The organism is Bacillus sp. CDB3 (assembly GCF_002081505.1).
In the GTDB taxonomy this organism is placed as follows: Bacteria; Bacillota; Bacilli; order Bacillales; family Bacillaceae_G; genus Bacillus_A; species Bacillus_A cereus_AT.
Map to the genome: position 1 here is coordinate 1 of NZ_ALBR01000022.1, position 21,604 is coordinate 21,604.

Consider the following 21,604-nt stretch of genomic DNA (forward strand, 5'->3'; position numbering starts at 1 on the left):
CAAGGAAGAATATAAAGATGGCACTACCGTTTTGTAGATAAAACCAAAATTAATATTTATCATGTTATAGGAGTATTCCAATTATTTATAGGAGGTATTTAAAAATGAAAGATAAAATAAATCAAAATGACGAGGTTAATATTGTTAACCAAAAATATAAAGAAGAAATCAGTAAAGAAACATTAGCAAAAGGAATGATAGCTGGTGCTCTTGCTGTTGGTGCTGTGGGTTCTATGGAAGTATTGAAACCTTCTCAAGCAAGTGCAATGGCTATTAATATTCTTTCTCCACATGTGAAAGGTACTATTAAAAATACTATGATTAATCCTACAGGAGTGTCTACTACGTATGAAGAATCTTTTCAATGGATTAATACAAAAATGTCAAATCTTCTTGTTAAAGCAGGTTTATTAAATAAAAATTTAACAGATATTCAAAAAAAGAATGCAATTCGAGATAGTATAGAAAAAATGCTTTTTGAGATGTCTTATTCACAGCATAATCAATATAATGTACTTGTTCATAAATATAACGGGCTACATGAATTACAGGATTACGCGAAAATATTTCCACCTAATGATACAAACACTTCTTATGAAATAGTAAAAATAAAAGGTGAGGAATATGTAATTTGGGTTTTCAAAACTGCAGCTACAATCAGTAAAAGTTATCTTCAAGGTGAAAAAGAATTTTATCATCTGAATGGTCAAAATACATTCACCTATGACGGTAATGGCAATGAAAGACATATTTCTTCACAAACGGTAACATTTAATTCTAAATAATAAAAAAATATCAAAAAGTGCCCATGATTTTTTAACTTGGGTACTTTTTGAGCTATTTACCTCAGCTATTGTATTTACACCCAAAAACAAAGTTTTTTGGATCATGCCATTTTTTTTGTCTGTTTATCGTGAAAAAGACATACAAACACCTTTTGAAGTTATTGAAGTTAGCGCATAAATAACATTTAAGAAGCTATATAGGGTGCTGTTGCACATTTCAAGCATGTTTAAATCTATAAAAAAAGATCTCGTTCTATTATATGAACGATTTTAATAATCAATATCTGTAAAAGAACTCTTTTCTTAAGAAGAGGATTCTTTGTGTTCGTAAAGGTACACGTTTAGGTATAAATGACAAAATAACTATCTATATTTTTCCTTGTAAGTCAAAAAACGAGATCAAATTTAAGCATGATGAGTTTCTAAAGAGGAATTATATATATCGAACTTTGTAACAGAACCTAAAGTGTTAACTTAACATGAGTGTAATATGCAAAAAAGACCTTTCCTACTTTGAAAGGTCTTTTTCGTTCGATTATTTGTCGGTTTCAGCAAATTTCTTAATTTGTGCGCCGATTTCATCACAAACACGTTGAAATTTAGACCACTCTTTACCTGCTGGATCATCGAATCCCCAATGAACACGATTCACATGTGGGGGGGAGACGGACAAACAGAATCCGCATAACTACAAAGAGTAACCACTAAAAGCACTATTTAACTAACCATTATAAATATATTACGGGGGAATTATGAGACATATTCCAGCACCCTCAATTCAGATAGCATATTTCTATTCTCTAAATTTCAGATAGCAAACAATACGTGTATCAGAAGTGACTATCGCTTCACTCTAACCACCACTTAACACCTAGAAAGGTATTTTTTGTAAAAGGATGTATTAAAACATTTACTTTGTAATCGATAACAATCTTTATCTGAATAGGTATTTATATCTCATTCGTATATATAAAATCTAAAAACCTGTCTTATGGAAAGCGATATTTAAAGGATTTTTTATTTTTTATTGGTGCATTATGATGAAAATCTCAGAGCAGTTATAAAAAGAAATTATGATTCATCTTTTGGTACAAAACCATAGAAAATAAGGAGGAATATTTATGTTAAGTATAAAGAAAAAATTTACGTCTCTACTCGTAACAAGTATTGCACTTACTGGTATGGTGGCACTTCCTGATGCAAATTCAGTTCATGCGCAAACAACTGTAATGAATCAGTATAATTCTCAAACAATCTTAGACTATTTTTTACCGCAGCAGAAATACTCAGCTACAATGTGGGGGACAAGCGCATATAAAAATTGGATAGGATCTATTCCATCCTACACGCAAGAGAAATATCGAAAGAAAATTCAAATAATAGATGCGTTCAAGAGTTATACAACTGATGAGGGATATTCAGAAATAAATGGATGTCTTCGTCAAAATAAACCGTGTACGACTAACTCCAACGGAAAAATTAAAAATATGGATGACGGTTTTAAACATGCTCGAGTACCAGATGATATATATGTTTATCGTAGAGCAACGGAGAGAGATTTTTCATTTCAATATTCTTTAAGAAATGGATATGGTCAAATCGACTCAGCAAGCTTTAACGCATTTAAGAATACATTCCTTATAGGTCAAGCAAAACAGGACCGTGGATATATGAGTACAACCATTTTTAAAGATGCTTCGCCTGCATTTAAAGATCGTCCAATTTTAATGAAGCTTAAAATTCCAAGAGGTTTCCGAGGTGTATATCTAGACACACTAACTGCATTTCCAGGGGAAATGGAATTACTTCTTCAACGATCTAGTGGCTATAAAATTACGAATATTTATGCTCTACAGTTACAGGATGAAAAGGGATATGTAGTGGTAGAAGCGGAGATTAAAGACAATGCCTATTTCAAGTCACGCCCTAAACGATCTGTAGATAATTATAACGATAAATTACCTAATTTATCCAATGATTTCAAGTGATTTATAAATTTAGGATGTTAATTCAATGGAATTCCGGAGAAAATGAAAAAAATGTATTTGTTTCTACATTTTATTATATAAACGAGTTTAATAACCAGTATTTGTTAAAGAAACCTTTTCTTAAGGAAAGGTTTCTTTTCATTTGTAAAATCATTTCTAATAGTCTAATAAAGAATAAATTTATTAGTTCGTAAAGGTAGAGGTTTTAAGTTGGAGTTCAAAAATCAGAATATATGTATCCATCGGATGTTTTTCCTTAAAAACTATATTATTTGGATAAAGTACTTATATTGCCGCGATTATTGGTATTTAAAACCTAAAAATAGTGCAGGATAGTAATACATATAGCAATATTAGATACAAGCATACTTTTCTATAGGAGGTGTTTCCTATAAAGCAGATTAGATCTAAGATATTTTCTGGAATGATAGTAGGATTAGGTTCTATATTTTTTTAAATTGTATTACCTGTACTACATTTATTGGGGCTTAAATCTTCTAATAAAGATAAAAAAAGTAATATAGAACAAAGGAAAAGATACTAACCATAAAAGAGAGTGATCCGATGAAGGAACTTCAACAAAATAAGTCTGTTCTAAAAACAACGAGAACACTCTTATTAAAAAATACCAATTTTCTTTTTCTTTGGAGTGCAACACTATGTTCTGGTGTCGCTTTAAACCTGTTCACCTTTTCTCAGACATGGTTCATAATACATACATTAAATTTAAAAGCTCAACTCAGTATCTTCCTTATCGCACTCAGCTTACCACGTCTCATCTTTATGATTATTGGCGGCGCCGTAGCAGACAAATTTTCAAAAAAGAATATTATGTTTTACTCCAATATAGCACGGATTCTTATAATAACCGTTATCCTTACGTGGTCCATTGTCGTTCATGTTACGCTCTTTACATTGGTTATAATTGCTTTGTTCTTTGGATTAGCGGATGCTTTTTTTTGGTCAGCAGACGGAGCCATTTTACCAGAAATTGTTGATAAGCATCTTTTGACACAAGCAAATTCTCTCACACACATGACAAACACTACTTCACTCATTCTAGGTCCCGTGCTTGGTGGGATACTTACAAAATTCGGTAATGACACAATGATTTTTGCAATAATCATTCTTTTATTACTGATAGCTTCCATACTTATAAAAAAAAATCCATGATGATAGTAGGCAGGCCAGAGCAACGAATGAAAATAAGGGGATGTTTACTTCTATTAAAGAAGGTATCGATTATGTAAAGAACTCTCCGTTGTTACCAACATTTTTTCTCTGTAGTGCATTTTTAAATCTATTTTTAATGGGGCCTATTCAAGTGGGATTTCCCTTGTTTGTGAAAGATGTTTTGCACGGCGATTCTCTACAGTTCAGTTACTTAGAAGCTGCTGCTGGAGTAGGAATGGTGATTGGGGCCATTCTGGTAGGGATTCTAGATATTAATCGCCGACGCGGTTTGTTTTGTATTATCATGATGTTGTTATCAGGTATCTTTTTCCTAGCCATAAGCCTCAGCAAAATACTTTGGCAATCACTTCTTGCAGGTAGTTTTTTTGGTATTACAATTGCTATGGCAATTGTTCCACTAATGGCACTCATTCAATCTACTGTAAAAGGAGAAATGATGGGACGGGTTATGAGTTTACTTATGGGATCAACAATGGCATTTATTCCTTTATCTCAATCTATAGTATCACTTACATTAATCACAGGAGTTTCCATTGTTACAATAATGAAAAGCGGAGCTATAGCTGTCATTATATTTGTATTGTTGATTGCAATTCGTGTCCCTGTAATAAGGAAATTGGATTAAAGACACTATATGGGCATAAAGGAAAGGGTTTTTTATATTGAAATTGAATGATTATGCTATACTATTTGGTACATTTGGAAATTTCATTGGATTGATGTGGGCTATTTGGAGATGGTTCTATTCAGAGTCTATTGAATCAAATTGGAGTACTCTATTTCCAGAGGAGTTATATAATGAGTTACCTATTTTGTTTGCATGTGTTGGGTTACTTGTCTATATGTCATGTAAAAGTTTTTCTAAAAGGTCAATTATTGCGGGGAGTATTTCTATAATAAATGCATTTTTTTTGATTTTTGATGGATTTTATTTTTCAAGTAATGGCATCATGCCTGCAACGGAAAATGTTAATACGCTTTTCATTTATGCTCCATTTATGTATTTAATCTATGTTATATTATCAATGATCTTTTTATACCATCCAACCATAACTAAGGACGAAACATAATAAAAGTGGCTCTGTTGCAAAGATTCTTAACGTCAAATGAGATAAGAGATTTATCACTAACTATTATGCAACTATAAATATTTTTTTGTAAATCACGGGGTTCCGTTGCAAAGTTAGAAAAAATATAAAGAGGGCTATAAATTTGGGATAGGATTTAAGCAATCGCTACTAATTTTTGTAGTTCGTTGTACGCAGAAAAGACGGAATCTGATTCAAGACTTCGTCTCTGTTTATATAGGGATTGAATCGTTTCAATTCCTTTTATGGTACGAGAATCGTGTCGGATACTTTGAAATCCAGACGATTTCGCAAATCGACGTTTGACATGTCGATGATCTTGTTCAATCAGATTATTGCGATGTTTGATGGTACATTGTTTTGTATGTGTATAAAAATCGTCTTTCTGTAATTTTTTGAACGCACAAAGCAAGGCAGGCGCTTTATCTGTTGTGAGAACCGATGGTTCTCCAAAATGCTTGACCAATCTTTTCATAAAAGCATACGCAGCCTGATGATCACGAGTTTTTCGAAGTTGAAAGTCCAATGTATGACCATCACTATCAATGGCACGATATAAATAACACCATTTTCCTTTCACTTTGATATAAGTCTCATCTAAATGCCAAGCATGGTGTGCAACTTCGTTTTTCTTTTTCCAAATTTGATAGATCAAATTTCCATATTCATGGACCCAGCGCATAATGGTTGTAGGGTGAACAGAAACTCCTCGTTCTTTCAGGATCTCAGATACATCGCGATAACTTAAAGAAAAACGGCAATAGTAGCCCACGGATACCAAAATAATATCTTTTTTGAATTGTTTTCCTTTAAAATATCCCATGTATCATTCTCCTCATCTCATTTTCCCCCTCAGTTTAGCTCAGCTCAAAAAACTTTGCAACAGAACCCTTCAAGATATACAAGATCAAAATATCCTGTTTTCCGTGGCAGATGCGGCTTATGATAGTCAGCACATTTATGAATTTGCACGAACACGTGACATCTTTGCCACAAATCCAATCAACCCTCGGAATGGTGAAAAAATTAAGAATACACATCGTCGTGTATTGTCTCATTTTATACAAACCATCTTCGGAAAACAGTTGATGAGGGAACGTGGGAAAATTGAACAACAGTTTAGTATATTAAAAGATAAAGGGCTGGAGCAGCCTCGTTGGTATGGTCAAAATCGCTATCTACTACATGTTCAGCTAGTTTTTCTGATTCATAATATTGCATCTTTATTTTAGTTTTGCAACACCCTCTAGGTCATTTGATAGGACAAAATTGTTCTGTTTTTGCTCCTATACTCTGCTACAGTATTCTATATAATCTTGTGCTTGCTGAGGAAAAGAACATAGATTTGTATAGTAAAAATCAAGGAGAGTTGATTCTATGCGTTTAGTGGCGTCAGATAGTAAAGTTAAACAAGCAACTGCACGACAGATCGTAGTAATGAAAAGGGGTAAAACACTAATAAAAAAAAGTATTATTGCATCTTTTAGTCTTATGATGACGTTAACTTGTATGGGTTCCTATAGTTATGCCGAAGAAAAAAACACACCAGAGTATACTGGAAAGGGAGTAAAAGTAGCAATTATAGATACTGGAATAGATAGTAAGCATCCAGACTTACAGAAGAATTATATAGGAGGATATGATTTCGTTGATAACGTTAAGAATCCAGAAGATGATGGCGGCCATGGGACTGCCGTAGCTGGAATTATAGCTGCGAATGGAAAAATGAAAGGAGTCGCTCCAGATGCTTCTCTTTTAGTTTATCGCGCATACGGTACTGAAAAAATCACAAAAGCAATTGATCGAGCGGTCATTGATGGAGCCAATATTATTAACATATCAATGGGAGTAACTTATAACGGATCGGATACACCTCTCAATCAAGCAATTCAAAGAGCCATTGCTAAAAATGTTACGGTCGTAACAGCTGCTGGAAATGAGGGCCCTAATCCATGGACAATCGCCAGTTTAGCGAGTACCCCGGAAGCGATTACGGTAGGAAATTTAAAGAAAAGAGGGATTTCTCAAACTTTGCTGCAAGTATCTGGTGAACAACAAGAAATTCAGTTCAATTTTCCGGGTTTACAAGAACCAAACCCACCAAAGCCAGGTAAATATCAGGTTGTACATATACCAACGCTGACCTTAGATAGTATTCAAAAACAAAGAGATTTAAAAAATAAAATTTTGCTTATTGAGGACGGAGATAATATCGAAGAATACTTCCAAGAACTAAAAAAAAGAGGTGTAGTAGCCCTATTAGTAGATATTAGGAATGATAACCAAGTGCAAAAAGACAGTACATTTCACAATAAAGAGACCGATCAAATGAATAAACTATCTATACCAATAGGAATTATCTGGGACAAAAAGGAAAAACAGATCCTAGAGAAAGCGGCTAAAGAACAGAAACTGATTACCATTTTTCAAGATAGTAAGGAACGAATAGTGAATCATAGTTCTAATGGTCCTGCGTTAGGATCATGGCAGATTAAGCCAGATATTGTTGCTCCTGGTGAAGGAACGGAAACTACAAGCCCGCTCGATCTTTCAGGTCCACCGCTTACGCCTAAAAAGGGGTATGAGATTTTCGGTGGAACCAGTGCCGCAGCCCCGCATGTAGCAGGTGCCGCAGCATTGCTGAAACAAGCACATCCAGAATGGTCCCCTGTTGAAATACGCGCTGCTCTAACTAGTACAGCTCAACTTATCCATGATCATACAGATCAGATGGTAACGCCATTAGCACAGGGATCGGGACAAATAGATATCAACAAAGCATTGCAGGCAAATATACTTCCATTAACAAACAACCTTAGCTTTGGTTTTTTAAAGTCCCATGATGGGGTTCAAACCATTACGAGGTACTTAAAAATCAAGAATGTATCTAATCGGAGCCAGACTTTCACTATGAAAAATCAGTTGTTGGAGGGAAATGCAGAAATTCAAATGCCCTCTTCTATTACCATCCCTGCTCATGACACAGTAGAAATTCCTGTTACATTAAAGGTGGACACTTCTCTTTCTATAAGTAAACACATTGGAATGATTTCATTAACGAAAAATAAGGATCAAATCAATATCCCTTATATTGCATTGGTAGAACCAAAAGACTATCCTTTTGTATCCATAGATGTGAGCAATCACGGTTCTTCTCATATATTCGAATACTATACGCCGTTCCCTGCGGAACAGCTAACTATTTCTATTACTGGTCATACTGCTGATAACAAACCGATTTCTTCCATTTTAATGAAAAAAAATAATCCATCTCAAGGCTATCAGCAGTTTCAATGGAACGGGATGGATAAGGAAGGAAAAAAGGTTCCAAAAGGAACTTATACAGTAACGATTGTTGCTAAATATAATAATCAGTCCTATGAACAATCAATTCCACCATTTAAATTCAAAATCAATTGAACATTCTAGTCAAAAGAGGTTTTGTTGCAAATTTCAAGTATGTTTAAATCTATAAAAAAGATATCGTTCTATTATATGAACGAGTTTAATAATCAATATTTGTAAAAGAACCCTTTTCTTAAGAAGAGGGTTCTTTGCGTTCGTAAAGGTAGACGTTTAGGGCTAGTAAGAAATGAATAGAAAATGCGTTTCTAAATGTTTATTTTAACAATTAAGAACGTTCCTTAAAAAACGATACCTTTAGGGTTGGAATAAGGCTCTTTTAGCATCCATTCGGGTGCTTTTCTTTTTTATGTAGAAATTTGAATGGGAGGGAGAGAACAACTGTATGATTTACATAAATATCACTGGGGGTGACGTCTGTATGGACTAAACAATATGTTCTCTACCCATGATTAGTATACAGTTTGATTTGGTTTTTTAGACCAAGAATAGATGTGAATTGGTAAAAGTACATATGGATGCTTTTTATTTTGGAGGGATGAAGATTGAAAATATTAACGGATAAGCAATTAGAATCTCTTTTGTGGAACGCTGAGCAAAAAGGCTACGATAATGGTTGTGCTAAAGGTTTTAAGTTCGGTTATGAAGAAGGTCGTAATTCAGGTGTGATGCACAAACAATCTAACAACAATGAAGAACCTTTATTACAAGTTTTACAGTCAGACATTGATGCTGTTCCTGTTGTGCTTTATAAAGGTGAAGAGATTAAAGGGAAAGTAAGGATTAGCTTTGATTGGAAGACAGATGGATATTACCATAAGTCAGGTCCTTATATTCATATTGAACATGTAGAGGATAGCAATAAGTGTGTAAACACAAAGACAATACAACACAACCATCCTATTGTGGAGGAAAGAGTAGAGTACATGTATCTAAAGTAAGGAGTGATAACCATTGACTAACTTCTACAAAACAAAACGATGGAAGAACAAACGAACAACAGTATTAAAGCGTGACTCATATCAATGCCAAGAGTGTAAACGATACGGTAAGAACAAAGAAGCAACAACAGTACATCATATCCATCCATTAAGGAATAGACCGGAGCTAAGACTCACAACAAGTAATCTGGTTAGCCTGTGTGGAAGATGTCACGATAAGATGCATGATCGTATCAGTGATGAGTTAACGGAGTTAGGTAAGCAATGGATAGAACGTGTGGAGAGGATGAGCTAATGAATACATTCTTACACAATACAATCGGTGTGAATGAAGCTGCATCTATTCTTAATGTATCACCTGGTTATGTTAAGAACCTGTGTGCTTCAGGAAAGATTGTAGCAAAGAAGATTGGTAAGACATGGGTGATTGATAGATCAAGATTAAGGGGAGTGAGATGAGGATGGACGAGAAAGAAATATATATAAATGATATGAACGCATGGATTAAAGAACAAGAAGCAAGAAGGGAACAAATTGTAGCTACAATTAAAACCAGTTCTGAAATTGTAGAACAAAACAAGATACAATTACAGTGGCTGGATAAAAGACTTGAACCTGCTATAGCAGAGTTTGAAGAGTGGAAGAAAGAAAACAATCCCCCCCACTTATAAAATGATTTTAAAAGCCTTATGGGGACCGAGAGGGGGAGCTTTTTCCCCCCACGGCTGCTTTTCTGTAAAAACTTTTTTGAAAGGAGTGAAGATATGGCCAAACCCATTTCAACTAAAGAAGGATTCAAGAAAAAGACGGTAGAAGACATGAAAATTTTAAATGTTTATAAGCCTGAATACGAGCCGTTAATCGACATTTATTCGGGTTTATTATACGAATATTACTTAGCAGATAAAAAGCATCAGAACAATAATTATCAATTAGAAAGTGATACGGCTGCTGGAGGAACAAAAAAGTCTGCCATTACTGCCGCCAAAGAAAATTTGCGTAAGGATATTCTTTCTTATTCTGACCGTTTGTGTTTGAATCCTAAAAGTAATTCTGTTGAGCCACCTAAACAGGGAGAGAAGCCAGCTAATGTCTTCGCTCAATTTATGGAAGTTAATAAACGGTAATGAATTTATCTCACATTGATTCTCCGCATTTTAAGGTGGCAGTAGATTATGCAGAATCAATTGTTAGCGGTAAAAAAGTAGCTTGTGAAGAAAATAGATTGGCAGCTCAAAGGTTTTTAGATGATTTGAAACGAGAGGATTACGAATTCAAACAAGGACAATTTGATTTTGTTATTAATTTGATTGAGGGAACAGTTGCACATCAACAAGGTGAGGATTTAAAGGGGAACCCATTAAAAGGAACGCCATTAATACTTCAACCATGGCAAATATTTGTCATCGTGAATCTTTTGGGCTTTTTTCATCCGGGAACTATATTAAGAAGGTTTCATGAATCTTTATTGATGATATCTCGTAAAAATGGGAAAACGGCTTTTGCGAGCGCGTTAGGTTGGGCTTTATCTGTTCTCGAAGCGAGAAGTGGTAGCAAGCTCTATATATTGGCTAACTCGTTAAAACAAACTATGGAATCATTTGGATTTTTACTATACAACATTCAAAGATACAATGATTCAACATTTCGGATAAGGGATAATAACCAAGAGCATTCAATTTCTGCTAACTTCGGTGGAAATGAAGGCTCTATTTTTATTCAAGCGTTAGCAAATGATCCTAAACGATTGGACTCGTTAAATAGTAACCTACTTATCTTGGATGAAGTTCATACTTGGCAGTCTTCAAAACAATATATCTTGATGAAAAATTCGCAGAAGGCGTATAGAAATAAGTTATTAATTGCTATTTCTACAGCTGGAGATATTCCAAATGGTTTTCTTGCGAATCGTCTTGAATACTGTAAAAAGGTATTGAATGGAACAGTATCTGATGAAGAGTATTTCATTTTTATTTGTAAAGCAGATCAAGATGAAAAAGGAAATGTAGTTGATTATACAAATCCAGATACCTTGGAGATGGCGAACCCTTCATGTGGGGTTTCTGTTTCTTTGGAAGATTTAAAAAGAGATGCAGAATTAGCGATGAATGATCCACAAACAAGGGGAGAATTTTTAAATAAAACATTAAATATTTTCACTTCGTCGCTCAAAGCGTACTTTGATATCAATGAGTTTAAATACTCGGATAAACAATACAGTTGGACATTAGAAGAATTAGCAAAATTACCTATCGATTGGTATGGAGGAGCTGATTTATCTAAATTGCATGATTTGACCGCATCAGCTTTGTATGGCCGATATAACTACAAAGGTAAGGAAATTGATATTGTCATCTCTCATGCATTTTTCCCAATTGTCGCAGCACATGCCAAAGCTGAAGAAGATGGAATACCTTTATTCGGTTGGCAGGATGACGGTGTATTAACTATGAGTAATACCGCAACTGTGCATTATGATGACATAATAAATTGGTTTAAATTAATAAAAGCTAAAGGCTTTAAAATTAAGAAAGTTGGGTTTGATAAAAAATTCGGTCGAGAATTTTTCCTTGGTATGAAAGGTGCAGGATTTAAGATTGTGGATCAACCTCAATATTTCTATAAAAAATCAGAAGGCTTCCGTCGCATTGAAATGAAAGCGAAAAACGGATGTCTTTATTATGTCCACAATCAAGCATTTGAATATTGTGTGCAGAATGTACGTGCCATCGAAAAAACAGATGACATGATACAGTATGAAAAAGTTGATGGTGATGGTGGTACACAACGTATAGATTTATTTGATGCAGGTGTATTCGGGGCGGTACAAATGCTTGAAGATATGACCAAGTCAATGGACGCTTCCAAGTGGCTTAAGAATAAATGATGAAAGGAGGTGCAATCTTTGGCATTTTGGAGGAAGAAAAAAACACGCTCATCCGTTACGATTCCATTTGCGCTTGGTGATGTTGAAACTGTGGGTTATACAAGGCTTTCTGATAATCCCGATGTATTAATTGCGGTAGATAAAATTGCTGATTTGGTTTCAAATATGACCATTCATCTCATGGAAAATACAGATGAAGGTGATAAACGATTACGAAATCAGCTGTCACGAAAGATAGACATTGAACCACACCGTAATATGACTCGTAAAAGTTGGGTTTATAAGATTGTTAGTGACTTATTACTTCATGGTGATGGTAATTCTATCGTCCACATTGGTATTGATCCACAAACAACTTATATTGATGATTTAACACCATTTCAAATGCAAGTTGTGAGCTATGAAGATGTGGAGGGCAACTACCTCATCAACTTCAACGGCACAACATACACGCCAGACGAGGTAATTCATTTTGTGATTAATCCTCATCCGAATTATCCGTATCGCGGTACAGGATATAGGGTGGCACTAAAGGAAATCGTGAAAAACTTAAATCAGGCTACAAAAACAAAGAATAACTTTATGAGTGGTAAATATATGCCATCACTTATCATTTCTGTGGATGCCATGACAGAAGAATTGTCCAGTAAAGAAGGACGAGATAACATCATGGCTAAGTATTTCGCAGAAACAGAAGGTGGTAAGCCTTGGATTATTCCGGCTGATTTAATCAAAGTTGAACAAGTTAAACCTTTATCACTAAAGGATATCGCCATTAATGAGGGTGTTGAATTAGATAAGAAAACTGTTGCTGGACTCTTTGGGATTCCGGCTTTTTTCTTAGGTGTTGGTGATTTTAACAAAGAAGAATATAACAACTTCATTAATACTCGTATTTTTTCGATAGGACAAGTCATAGCTCAAACATTAACGCGTGACTTACTACTTAGTCCGAATTGGTTTTTCCGTTTAAATCCACGAAGCTTATATTCATACAATTTAAGCGAAATGGTGGCAGCTGGAACGCAAATGGTTGACCGAAATGCAATGCGAAGAAATGAATTACGTGATTGGGTTGGATTAGATCCTGATGCTGAGATGCAAGAGCTTATCATCTTAGAAAACTATATTCCGGCTAATAAAATTGGCAGCCAAAACAAGTTGAAAGGGGGTGAGAACGCTGAATAAACGCACATCTTATTTAGAAAGTCAATTTAGAACGGGTGAGCAAGAAGAAAAGCTATACCTTGAAGGTTATTTCATTCGTTATAATGCCGAAACAGAATTATTTCCAGGAGTATACGAAGAAGTAGATAAACGAGCAGTAGCTAACAGTATTGCCAATAATGATATCCGTTGTCTTTTTAATCATGATACGGGTGTAGTTTTAGGACGAGCTGGAAATAAAACATTAGAATTACGTTCTGATGAAATAGGACTTTACGGAAAAGTAGAAATCAATCGTAACGATCCTGAAGCCATGGCTATTTATGCTCGTATCGAACGAGGTGATATTAACGCATGTAGTTTTGGATTCTTCCCAATAAAAGAAGATGTGGAAACTAGAGATGATGGAACAACAAAATTTATATTGCGAGAAATTGACCTTTTTGAAATTTCAGCAGTAACTTTTCCTGCATACCCGCAAACCGATATTGCAGCACGAGAGAAAGATATTGAATCAATGAAGAAACAAAAGTTAGAACAACGAAAAAACAATTAAAGGAGCGATTAACCAATGCCTAATCCAGTACTAATTGGTGCTAAGTTAAACATGAAGCGCAATTCCCTAGCAACTGTGGAGGGAAAACTAACCGGACTACTTGCAAAACGTAGTGAGTTAGAAGCTTCTATTGATGCAATTGAAAGTGAAGAAGATTTAACAGCAATTGAAGCAAGCGTAAAAGAAAATGATGAAGAAATTGCTTCTTCTGAGGAAGAAAAACAAAGTTAACCGAAGAAATTGAAGAACTCGAAAAAGAGTTAGAATCATCTAATCGTAAATCACCAGAAAAAGGAGCGAAACGTAATATGCCAAAACAAACCGAAACACGCGAAGCAATTAATGCTTATGTGCGTAGTAAAGACCAAACGCGTTCTGGATTCACATCTGTAGAAGGCGGAGCATTAATTCCAGAAGAGTTATTAGCACCAAAGAAAGAACTGGTTGATACAGTAGATTTAACACAATACATTCGTACAGTTCCAGTTAATCGTGGTTCTGGTAAATATCCAATTATCAAAAAATCAAACGGTAAAATGATTTCTGTTGCTGAATTAGCAAAAAATCCCGAGCTTGCAAAACCAACATTTGAAGAAGTAACATACGATATCGCAACATACCGCGGTTACATTCCTGTTTCTCAAGAAGTGATTGATGATGCAGACTATGATATTACTGGTTTAATTGCAGAAGATATTAAAGACCAAGATTTAAATACAAAGAATGCTAAAATCGCAGCTATTTTCAAATCAGCAACGGCTAAACCTGTTACTGGATTAGATGGAATTGTTACGTTATTCAATACTGGATTCAAAAATGTGTACAATGTAAAAGCTTATGTATCTCGTTCATTATTTAACCAATTAGATTTATTGAAAGACAAAAACGGTCGTTATTTATTACAAGATGATATTACTGTTGCATCAGGAAAACGCGTTAAAGGTAAGGAAGTAGTTGTTTTAGATGATGATATCATCGGAACAAAAGCTGGTGATCTAGTTGGTTTCGTAGGAGATGCTAAAGAGTTCTGTACTTTATTCAACCGCAAACAAGCATCTGTTAAATGGATTGATAATGACATTTACGGTCAATTATTAGCTGGTTTTGTACGCTTTGATGTTAAAAAGGTCGATGCACAAGCCGGCTACTACATCACATACACAGCAGCACCAGCCGGAGCATAAAAAGGAGTGATTCTGAATGGCTAAATATGTGGTCTTAGAAGATTTTGCAGACTTACAAGAAGGAAACCATGTTTATCGCCAGGGAGATCATTATCCCCGCAAGGGACGAGCTAAGAAAGAACGAGCTGAAGAACTTTCAGGTAGTGAAAACCTTAGAGGTGAGCCTTTAATCAAGGAACTAAAAGGCGATGAATGAGCAAGTGAAAGCTAATCTATTAGATTTATTAAAACTTGATTTAGGCATCACTCACAACTTGAGAGATGCTTATTTTAATAATTTACTAGTTAGTTCGCAAAATGAGATTGAGAGAACAGGAATTGTATTAGATTTTGAAAGTGTGGATGACCAAATGCTCACAGTTGATTATGCAGCATGGTCATATCGTAACCGACAAGAAGATACTCCTTTATCTCGAAATTTAAAGTTTAGGATTAACAATAGGGTTATCAAGAAGGCAGGGATTACAAATGCCATCACTTAAATCAAGTGTAGGAAATTCAAAGCGCATATCACTAGATGATGTGTGCTTTTTGATTTCCATTGAAACCGAAGTTGATGAACTAGGACAAGTACTTGGTACAAACGAAGTACCAAGACAAATATTTTGCTCTAAATTAAGTATTAATCGTCAGGAATTCTTAGCAGGAGGGCAACTTGGTTTGAAACCACAGCTCTTATTTGTTGTAGATTCTGATGAGTACGATGCTGAACCATCGTTAATGTATGAAAATCAAAAATATATAGTCTATCGAACTTTTCCACGCTCTGATGGATACAGCGAAATTTATTGCGAGGTGAAGGCTGGTGGCTAGTATTAATGATTTATCTAGTGAAATTACTAGAGAATTACAAAGATACTCTCATCTAGTAGAAGAGGACCTGGAGGTTGCTAAAGAAGAAGTTACTAAGCATCTTGTGGACGAATTACAGCAAAAAAGTCCAAAGAATACAGGTAAGTATCGTAAAGGATGGCGCAAGAAGAAAGTTGGTAATGCAATTGTTGTTCATAATGCATTGAAGCCACAACTTACACACTTGCTAGAAAAAGGACACGCCAAAGCCAACGGTGGACGCGTACCGGCTCAAGTTCATATCGCTCCAGCTGAAGAAAAAGCGATAAATGAATTTGTAGAGCGAGTTGAAAGGGCGATTCAACAATGAATTTAATTGAATTAAAAAAGATTCTTGATGCTACAGGTTATCCTGTGGCCTATTCGCATTTCACAAAAACGCAGGGTAACAAGTTACCTTTGCCTCCTTATATTTGCTATCTTGTGGATGGATCTCCTAATATGCCAGCTGACAATAGGGTTTATCACCAAATAAGTGATGTAAGTATTGAGCTTTATACAATAAAAAAAGACTTGGCTGCAGAAGCCAAATTAGAAAAAGCCTTAGATGATCATGAGATACCTTATGAATCATTTGAGGCTTTTATTGAATCTGAAAAAATGTATCAAAAAACATATGAAGTGAGGTTGTTATAGATGGAGAACAAAGTGCAATTTGGTTTAAAAAATGTTCATTATGCAACATTTGATGAAAAAGACGGTGCGGTTACATTTGAAACGCCAACTCCTCTTCCTGGTGGCGTTGAACTGACATTTGAACCACGTGGAGATTTAATTGAATTCTATGCGGATGACATGCTTTATTACGCTGCAAGTAATAACCAAGGTTATGACGGAACGTTAAGTATTGCTAGTATTCCAGAGAAATTCGCTATCGATGCATTAGGTGAGCAACTAGATGAAGTTGATGGTGTATTAAATGAGTTAGCGGATGCAAAAGGGAAATCATTCGCATTGCTATTTGAATTTGATGGTGATAAAAAAGCAACTCGTCATGTTATGTATAATTGTTCAGCAAGTCGTCCAACACTTGCATCTAAAACGAAAACAAACTCCGCTGAACCTAATACAAACGAATTAAAATTCGTTGCTAGTCCTATCAATCTTAATGGGAAACGTGTAGTTAAAACAAAAACAACTTCTAATACTACTCAAGCTATTTATGATGGTTGGAACACAGAAGTTTATAAAAAGAAATAATAAAAGGGGCATAAATAGATGGAAAAGACAATTACAATTGATGGTCAACGAGTCAGATTAAAAGCTACTGCGGCAACGGTTAAACGTTATAAAGCGCAATTTAGACGCAATTTATTTGCAGATTTGATGGGGTTAGGGGCGATTAACGCTTTAACTTCATCAGATGGATCAGAACAACCTATTGATATGTCAAAAGTTGATATAAGTAAGGTAGATTTTGAACTTATTTATGATTTGACTTGGTTATATGCTAAAACAGCTGATTCAAGTATTCCTGATCCTATGACGTGGCTGGATGGATTTGAAGAATTCCCGATTGAAGAAATTATGCCAGAAGTCATGGAATTAGTTCAAGTTACTATGGGAGCAAAAAAAAAATAAAGAAAAATAATGAAGAGCAAGGGGCTTTCGGTAATGAAGAGTTAACAACCGATACGTTCCTTGCTCTTTGTTATAAAGCAAAGTTAACACATGGCGATTTAGAAGAAATGACCGTTGGTGATTGCTTTGATTATATTGCTGAATTTGCTGAAATGGAAAATCCAGATAAAGAAAAAGTAAGAAAAGCGAATCAAAAAGATTACGATTCTTTCTAAGAAATGAGGTGAGAATATGGCAGGAAGAATTAAAGGGATTACGGTTGAGATTTCGGGGAATACAGTTGGATTACAAAACGCCTTAAAAGACGTTAATAAACGCAGCAATGATTTAGCAAAAGAGTTAAAAGATGTAGAACGTCTTTTGAAATTTGATCCGGGCAATGTAGAAGCATTAGCTCAGAAGCAAAAATTACTTACTCAACAAATTGAAAATACAACTGAAAAACTAGATAAGTTAAAGGCAGCTGAACAACAAGTACAAGCGCAATTTCAAAACGGAAAAATTTCTGAAGAACAATACCGTGCATTCAGGCGTGAAATTGAATTTACAGAAGGGTCACTTAATGGTCTGAAAAATAAGCTTGGAAGCATGAAAGCTGAACAGGAAAATGTAGCTAGTTCCACAAGACAACTAGAAACATTGTTTAGAGCGACAGGAAAAAGTGTTGATGATTTTGCAGGCGCGTTAGGAAATCGTCTTGTGAATGCAATTAAAAGCGGTACAGCTACAAGTAGACAGTTAGAACAAGCGATTGGAATTATCGGCCGTGAAGCATTAGGAACTGAAGCGGATATTGAAAAGTTGCAAAGGGCACTTCGTTCTGTGGATGCTGGTAACTCAATACAACAAGTACGAAATGAATTAAGAGACTTACAGCAAGAAGCTGACAGAACAGAGAAGAAGTTTGAAGGTCTAAAAATAGGACTAGAAAATGTCATAGGTGGAATAGCGGCTGGTGGCGGTATATCAACTGCGATTGAAAAAGCATTAGATATGTCAAAGTTACAAACAAAAATTGATATATCATTTAATGTTCCTGAATCCTCGAAAAAATCAGTAGAGGAAGCGGTAAGAGGTGTAACCGCTTATGGAGTGGATGTTGAAGAATCACTTGCTGGTGTACGTAGGCAATGGGCTTTAAATAAAGATGTAAGTGATGAAGCAAACGCAGCAATTGCCAAAGGTGCAGCCGCAATTGCTCAGTCATATGAAGGTATAGATTTTACCGAATTAATTCAAGAAGTGAATGAAATAGGGAACGAATTAGGGATATCGCAAGAAGGCGCTCTTGGTATGGTTGATGCGTTGCTAAAAATGGGATTTCCTCCAGAACAATTAGATATTATTGCTGAATATGGGCAACAGCTCACGCGAGCAGGTTACAAAGCTGAAGAAGTCCAAGCGATTATGGAAGCTGGGGTTGAAACTGGTACTTGGAATATTGATAATCTCTTAGATGGATTAAAAGAAGGTCGGATTAGAGTTGCTGAGTTTGCAAATGAAGTCCCTAAGGCTCTCCAAGATTTACTTAAAGGAACAAATATTTCAACTGAACAAATGCAAAAGTGGGGTAAAGCTGTTGCTGAAGGTGGTAGAGGCGGATCTCAAGCCATGACAGAAATTGCAAAGGCTCTAGATGGTGTTGAAGATTCAACAAAGAAAAATCTAATTGGCGCTCAAATTTTCGGGACGATGTACGAAGATCAAGGACAGAATATCACCAATACATTAATTGGCGCCTCAGAAAAGGTTGTAGATTTTGATAAGAACCAAAAAAACTTAAATGAATCTATAAAAAAAATGGATGCAAATCCAGCAATTAAGTTCCAAAAAGCAATGCAAGATTTACAAGTAGCACTTAAGCCAGTTCTTAGTGTAATAGCTGATGTTGTTGCTAAAATTGCTGATTGGATTTCAAATAATCCAAAACTAGCAGCTACACTAGCAGCCATTGCAGTAGCTATTGGAGTAATTGCAGGGGCGTTTATGGCTTTAGCACCGGTAGTTGTCGTCATATCTAGTATAGGATGGGCCATGATGGGATGGATAGCAGGAATTGCCGCAATTATAGCAGCAGTTGTTGCTCTAGGTGTTGCCATTTATAAAAACTGGGATTCTATAAAACAGTGGACGATGGATACTTTTAATTTTATAGGTGATTATTTATCAAATTTGTGGAGTGGAATAGTCGAGACATCATCAGCTTGGCTATCTTCTCTTGTAGAATCAGTGTCTAGTTGGTGGTCTTCTCTAGTAGAATCTACGACAATGTGGCTATCATCACTTGTTGAATCGGCATCGACTTGGTGGTCTGCACTTGTCGAAACAGCATCAACTTATTGGTCTTCTTTAGTAGAGACGGCATCTTCATGGCTATCTTCTTTAGTAGACACAGCAACAGGGTGGTTTTCTTCTTTAGTTGATACAGCTGTAAGTTGGCTCTCTTCCTTAGTAGAAACAGCATCGATTTGGTGGTCATCCTTGGTTGAAACAGCATCTCAATTCTTTATGCAATTGTTCCAAAAATGGCAAGAAATTTGGAATTCTATACTTACATTCTTAGATCCAATTATTTCATTAATTTCAACGGTCCTACAAGCTGGATGGTTATTAATACAAGCAGGTGCACAAATTGCTTGGGCGGTTATATCTCAATATATTATTCAACCGATTCAAGAAGCTTATGATTGGGTAAGTCAACAGATTGGCGAATTGGTTTCATGGCTTGGCACACAATGGGAAATTGCGAAGGTGGCCGCGCAAATTGGATGGGGTTTATTGAAACAATATATTATTCAACCTGTTCAAGATACGTGGAATTTAGTCAAAGAAAAATTTGGTGATTTGGTTAACTGGTTGAGCCAACAATGGGAGTTAGTAAAGTTAGCAACACAAATTGCTTGGTCTTTATGCAAGCAGTATATTATCCAACCAGTCCAGGAAACTTGGACTTTGGTGAAGCAAAAATTTAGTGATTTGGTTTCTTGGCTAAGTTCACAGTGGGAATTAGCAAAATCTTATACACTAGCAGGTTGGAATTTAATAAAACAGTATGTTATTCAACCGGTTCAGGAATTGTGGAATACAACGAAACAAAAACTAGCAGATTTAGCTAACTGGATATTAGGAAATTGGGAAATTATAAAATCTTATACACTCGCGGCGTGGAATTTAGTGAAGCAATACGTAATTAATCCTGTAACTGAAACGTATAATCAAGCCAAACAAAAATTCACTGATTTATATAATTCAGCGCGCGAGAAATTTGATTCCGTGAAGAATGCAGCACAAGAAAAATTTGAAGCGGCAAAAAGATTTATTATGGATCCAATAAGAGATGCAGTTGATGGGGTAAAGGGATTCATTGATAAAATCAAAGGATTCTTTGATAATTTGAAGTTGAAAATTCCTAAACCTGAAATGCCTAAAATGCCGCACTTTAGTTTAGAAACTAGTACAAAAAATATACTGGGTAAAGACGTTACTTATCCATCAGGAATTAATATTGATTGGCGCGCTAAAGGTGGTATCTTCACTAAACCAACTATCTTTGGAATGAATGGTGGAAACTTACAAGGTGCTGGAGAAGCGGGGCCAGAAGCGGTTTTACCATTAAATAAAAAGACACTTGGGTCTATTGGTGAAGGTATTGCTAAAACTATGATTGGTACTACCGGATCTATGAGTCAATTAATGGGTGATATGAGTCGTATGATGGATAGTTCCATGAGCCAGTTATCAGGATTGAAAACTGTTATGAGTGGTGTGTATGGAGATATGTCAAATAGCAGACAAGCTATGACAAGCGGTGTGTCAAATCAAGTGTTTAATTACTCGTCTGGATCATCAGGTGGCGGAGCAATTCCGATGCTTGGCGGTGACTTGATAGTTGAGGTTCCTGTTGTTTTAGAAGGTCGGGACGTAGCACGCGGTACTTATAAATATACAACCGAGTATCAAGATAGAGAAGCAAAGAGAAACTCAGCCTTTTAGGTTAGGGTTTCTTTTATTTTATTGA

Annotated in this window: 23 protein-coding genes and 3 pseudogenes; 24 read left to right on the plus strand and 2 right to left on the minus strand. The window is 35.5% G+C overall.

What is annotated here, in order from left to right:
- The first annotated feature begins 104 nt into the window (after nt 1-104).
- Entirely contained in the window at nt 105-785 is a 681-nt protein-coding gene (locus CDB3_RS07300) for a hypothetical protein (RefSeq protein ID WP_128853936.1), read from the plus strand.
- A 535-nt stretch (nt 786-1,320) separates the two neighbouring features.
- Here the strand turns inward: CDB3_RS07300 and CDB3_RS07305 are convergent.
- A pseudogene (locus CDB3_RS07305) lies at nt 1,321-1,493 on the minus strand (low molecular weight phosphatase family protein); the annotation flags it as partial.
- A 413-nt stretch (nt 1,494-1,906) separates the two neighbouring features.
- Between CDB3_RS07305 and CDB3_RS07310 the strand changes: the two are divergent.
- The 3 genes and pseudogenes from CDB3_RS07310 (at nt 1,907) to CDB3_RS07320 (ending at nt 5,037) form a co-directional block, all read left to right on the plus strand.
- Entirely contained in the window at nt 1,907-2,773 is an 867-nt protein-coding gene (locus CDB3_RS07310; RefSeq protein WP_128853937.1) for an ADP-ribosyltransferase, read from the plus strand.
- Nucleotides 2,774-3,337: 564 nt separating this feature from the next.
- A pseudogene (locus tag CDB3_RS07315) lies at nt 3,338-4,592 on the plus strand (MFS transporter).
- Nucleotides 4,593-4,629: 37 nt separating this feature from the next.
- A complete protein-coding gene (locus CDB3_RS07320; RefSeq protein WP_142263476.1) occupies nt 4,630-5,037 on the plus strand; it encodes a hypothetical protein in 408 nt (135 codons plus the stop codon).
- 154 nt (nt 5,038-5,191) lie between these two features.
- Here CDB3_RS07320 and CDB3_RS07325 read toward each other — a convergent pair whose 3' ends face one another.
- The gene (locus tag CDB3_RS07325) at nt 5,192-5,878 is read right to left on the minus strand and encodes an IS6 family transposase (protein WP_128853939.1); all 687 of its coding nucleotides are present in this window, start codon (nt 5,876-5,878) and stop codon (nt 5,192-5,194) included.
- Nucleotides 5,879-5,945: 67 nt separating this feature from the next.
- On the opposite strand from CDB3_RS07325, the pseudogene CDB3_RS07330 reads away from it, so the two are divergent.
- From CDB3_RS07330 to CDB3_RS07420, 20 genes and pseudogenes are all read left to right on the plus strand, one after another.
- Nucleotides 5,946-6,287 (plus strand): annotated as a pseudogene (locus CDB3_RS07330) (transposase); the annotation flags it as partial.
- 145 nt (nt 6,288-6,432) lie between these two features.
- The gene (locus tag CDB3_RS32940) at nt 6,433-8,475 is read left to right on the plus strand and encodes a S8 family serine peptidase (RefSeq protein WP_306295549.1); all 2,043 of its coding nucleotides are present in this window, start codon (nt 6,433-6,435) and stop codon (nt 8,473-8,475) included.
- A 488-nt stretch (nt 8,476-8,963) separates the two neighbouring features.
- Nucleotides 8,964-9,359 (plus strand): hypothetical protein, encoded by a 396-nt coding sequence (locus tag CDB3_RS32205; protein WP_256869667.1) that lies wholly within the window; start codon nt 8,964-8,966, stop codon nt 9,357-9,359.
- 13 nt (nt 9,360-9,372) lie between these two features.
- On the plus strand, nt 9,373-9,654 hold the full coding sequence (locus CDB3_RS07345) for an HNH endonuclease (protein WP_128853940.1): 282 nt from the start codon (nt 9,373-9,375) through the stop codon (nt 9,652-9,654).
- A complete protein-coding gene (locus CDB3_RS07350) occupies nt 9,654-9,818 on the plus strand; it encodes a helix-turn-helix domain-containing protein (RefSeq protein WP_128853941.1) in 165 nt (54 codons plus the stop codon). Before CDB3_RS07345 ends, CDB3_RS07350 begins: the two co-directional genes overlap by 1 nt.
- Before the next feature lie 2 nt (nt 9,819-9,820).
- The gene (locus tag CDB3_RS07355; protein ID WP_128853942.1) at nt 9,821-10,030 is read left to right on the plus strand and encodes a hypothetical protein; all 210 of its coding nucleotides are present in this window, start codon (nt 9,821-9,823) and stop codon (nt 10,028-10,030) included.
- 93 nt (nt 10,031-10,123) lie between these two features.
- Nucleotides 10,124-10,486 carry a P27 family phage terminase small subunit gene (locus tag CDB3_RS07360; RefSeq protein WP_098872336.1) on the plus strand — a complete coding sequence of 121 codons (363 nt, stop codon included), beginning with the start codon at nt 10,124-10,126 and terminating at the stop codon, nt 10,484-10,486.
- Nucleotides 10,486-12,246 carry a terminase large subunit gene (locus tag CDB3_RS07365; RefSeq protein WP_128853943.1) on the plus strand — a complete coding sequence of 587 codons (1,761 nt, stop codon included), beginning with the start codon at nt 10,486-10,488 and terminating at the stop codon, nt 12,244-12,246. Before CDB3_RS07360 ends, CDB3_RS07365 begins: the two co-directional genes overlap by 1 nt.
- Before the next feature lie 18 nt (nt 12,247-12,264).
- Entirely contained in the window at nt 12,265-13,434 is a 1,170-nt protein-coding gene (locus CDB3_RS07370) for a phage portal protein (protein ID WP_128853944.1), read from the plus strand.
- Entirely contained in the window at nt 13,418-13,969 is a 552-nt protein-coding gene (locus CDB3_RS07375; RefSeq protein ID WP_256869669.1) for an HK97 family phage prohead protease, read from the plus strand. Before CDB3_RS07370 ends, CDB3_RS07375 begins: the two co-directional genes overlap by 17 nt.
- Before the next feature lie 15 nt (nt 13,970-13,984).
- Entirely contained in the window at nt 13,985-14,200 is a 216-nt protein-coding gene (locus CDB3_RS32210; protein ID WP_256869670.1) for a hypothetical protein, read from the plus strand.
- Nucleotides 14,201-14,208: 8 nt separating this feature from the next.
- Entirely contained in the window at nt 14,209-15,153 is a 945-nt protein-coding gene (locus CDB3_RS07380; RefSeq protein ID WP_256869681.1) for a phage major capsid protein, read from the plus strand.
- A gap of 16 nt (nt 15,154-15,169) precedes the next feature.
- Nucleotides 15,170-15,349: a hypothetical protein gene (locus CDB3_RS07385; protein ID WP_128853945.1), complete on the plus strand. Its 180-nt coding sequence runs from the start codon at nt 15,170-15,172 to the stop codon at nt 15,347-15,349.
- Nucleotides 15,342-15,635, plus strand: a complete 294-nt coding sequence (locus tag CDB3_RS07390) for a hypothetical protein (RefSeq protein ID WP_128853946.1) — start codon at nt 15,342-15,344, stop codon at nt 15,633-15,635. Before CDB3_RS07385 ends, CDB3_RS07390 begins: the two co-directional genes overlap by 8 nt.
- Nucleotides 15,622-15,966 (plus strand): hypothetical protein, encoded by a 345-nt coding sequence (locus CDB3_RS07395; protein WP_128853947.1) that lies wholly within the window; start codon nt 15,622-15,624, stop codon nt 15,964-15,966. Before CDB3_RS07390 ends, CDB3_RS07395 begins: the two co-directional genes overlap by 14 nt.
- Nucleotides 15,959-16,315, plus strand: a complete 357-nt coding sequence (locus CDB3_RS07400) for an HK97 gp10 family phage protein (RefSeq protein WP_128853948.1) — start codon at nt 15,959-15,961, stop codon at nt 16,313-16,315. Before CDB3_RS07395 ends, CDB3_RS07400 begins: the two co-directional genes overlap by 8 nt.
- Nucleotides 16,312-16,641 (plus strand): hypothetical protein, encoded by a 330-nt coding sequence (locus tag CDB3_RS07405; RefSeq protein WP_128853949.1) that lies wholly within the window; start codon nt 16,312-16,314, stop codon nt 16,639-16,641. Before CDB3_RS07400 ends, CDB3_RS07405 begins: the two co-directional genes overlap by 4 nt.
- A complete protein-coding gene (locus CDB3_RS07410; RefSeq protein WP_128853950.1) occupies nt 16,642-17,205 on the plus strand; it encodes a major tail protein in 564 nt (187 codons plus the stop codon).
- Between the two features lie 18 nt (nt 17,206-17,223).
- Nucleotides 17,224-17,586, plus strand: a complete 363-nt coding sequence (locus tag CDB3_RS07415) for a hypothetical protein (protein WP_128853951.1) — start codon at nt 17,224-17,226, stop codon at nt 17,584-17,586.
- 231 nt (nt 17,587-17,817) lie between these two features.
- Complete coding sequence (locus CDB3_RS07420) at nt 17,818-21,579, plus strand: phage tail tape measure protein (protein ID WP_128853952.1); 3,762 nt, start codon at nt 17,818-17,820, stop codon at nt 21,577-21,579.
- Nucleotides 21,580-21,604: the final 25 nt, after the last annotated feature.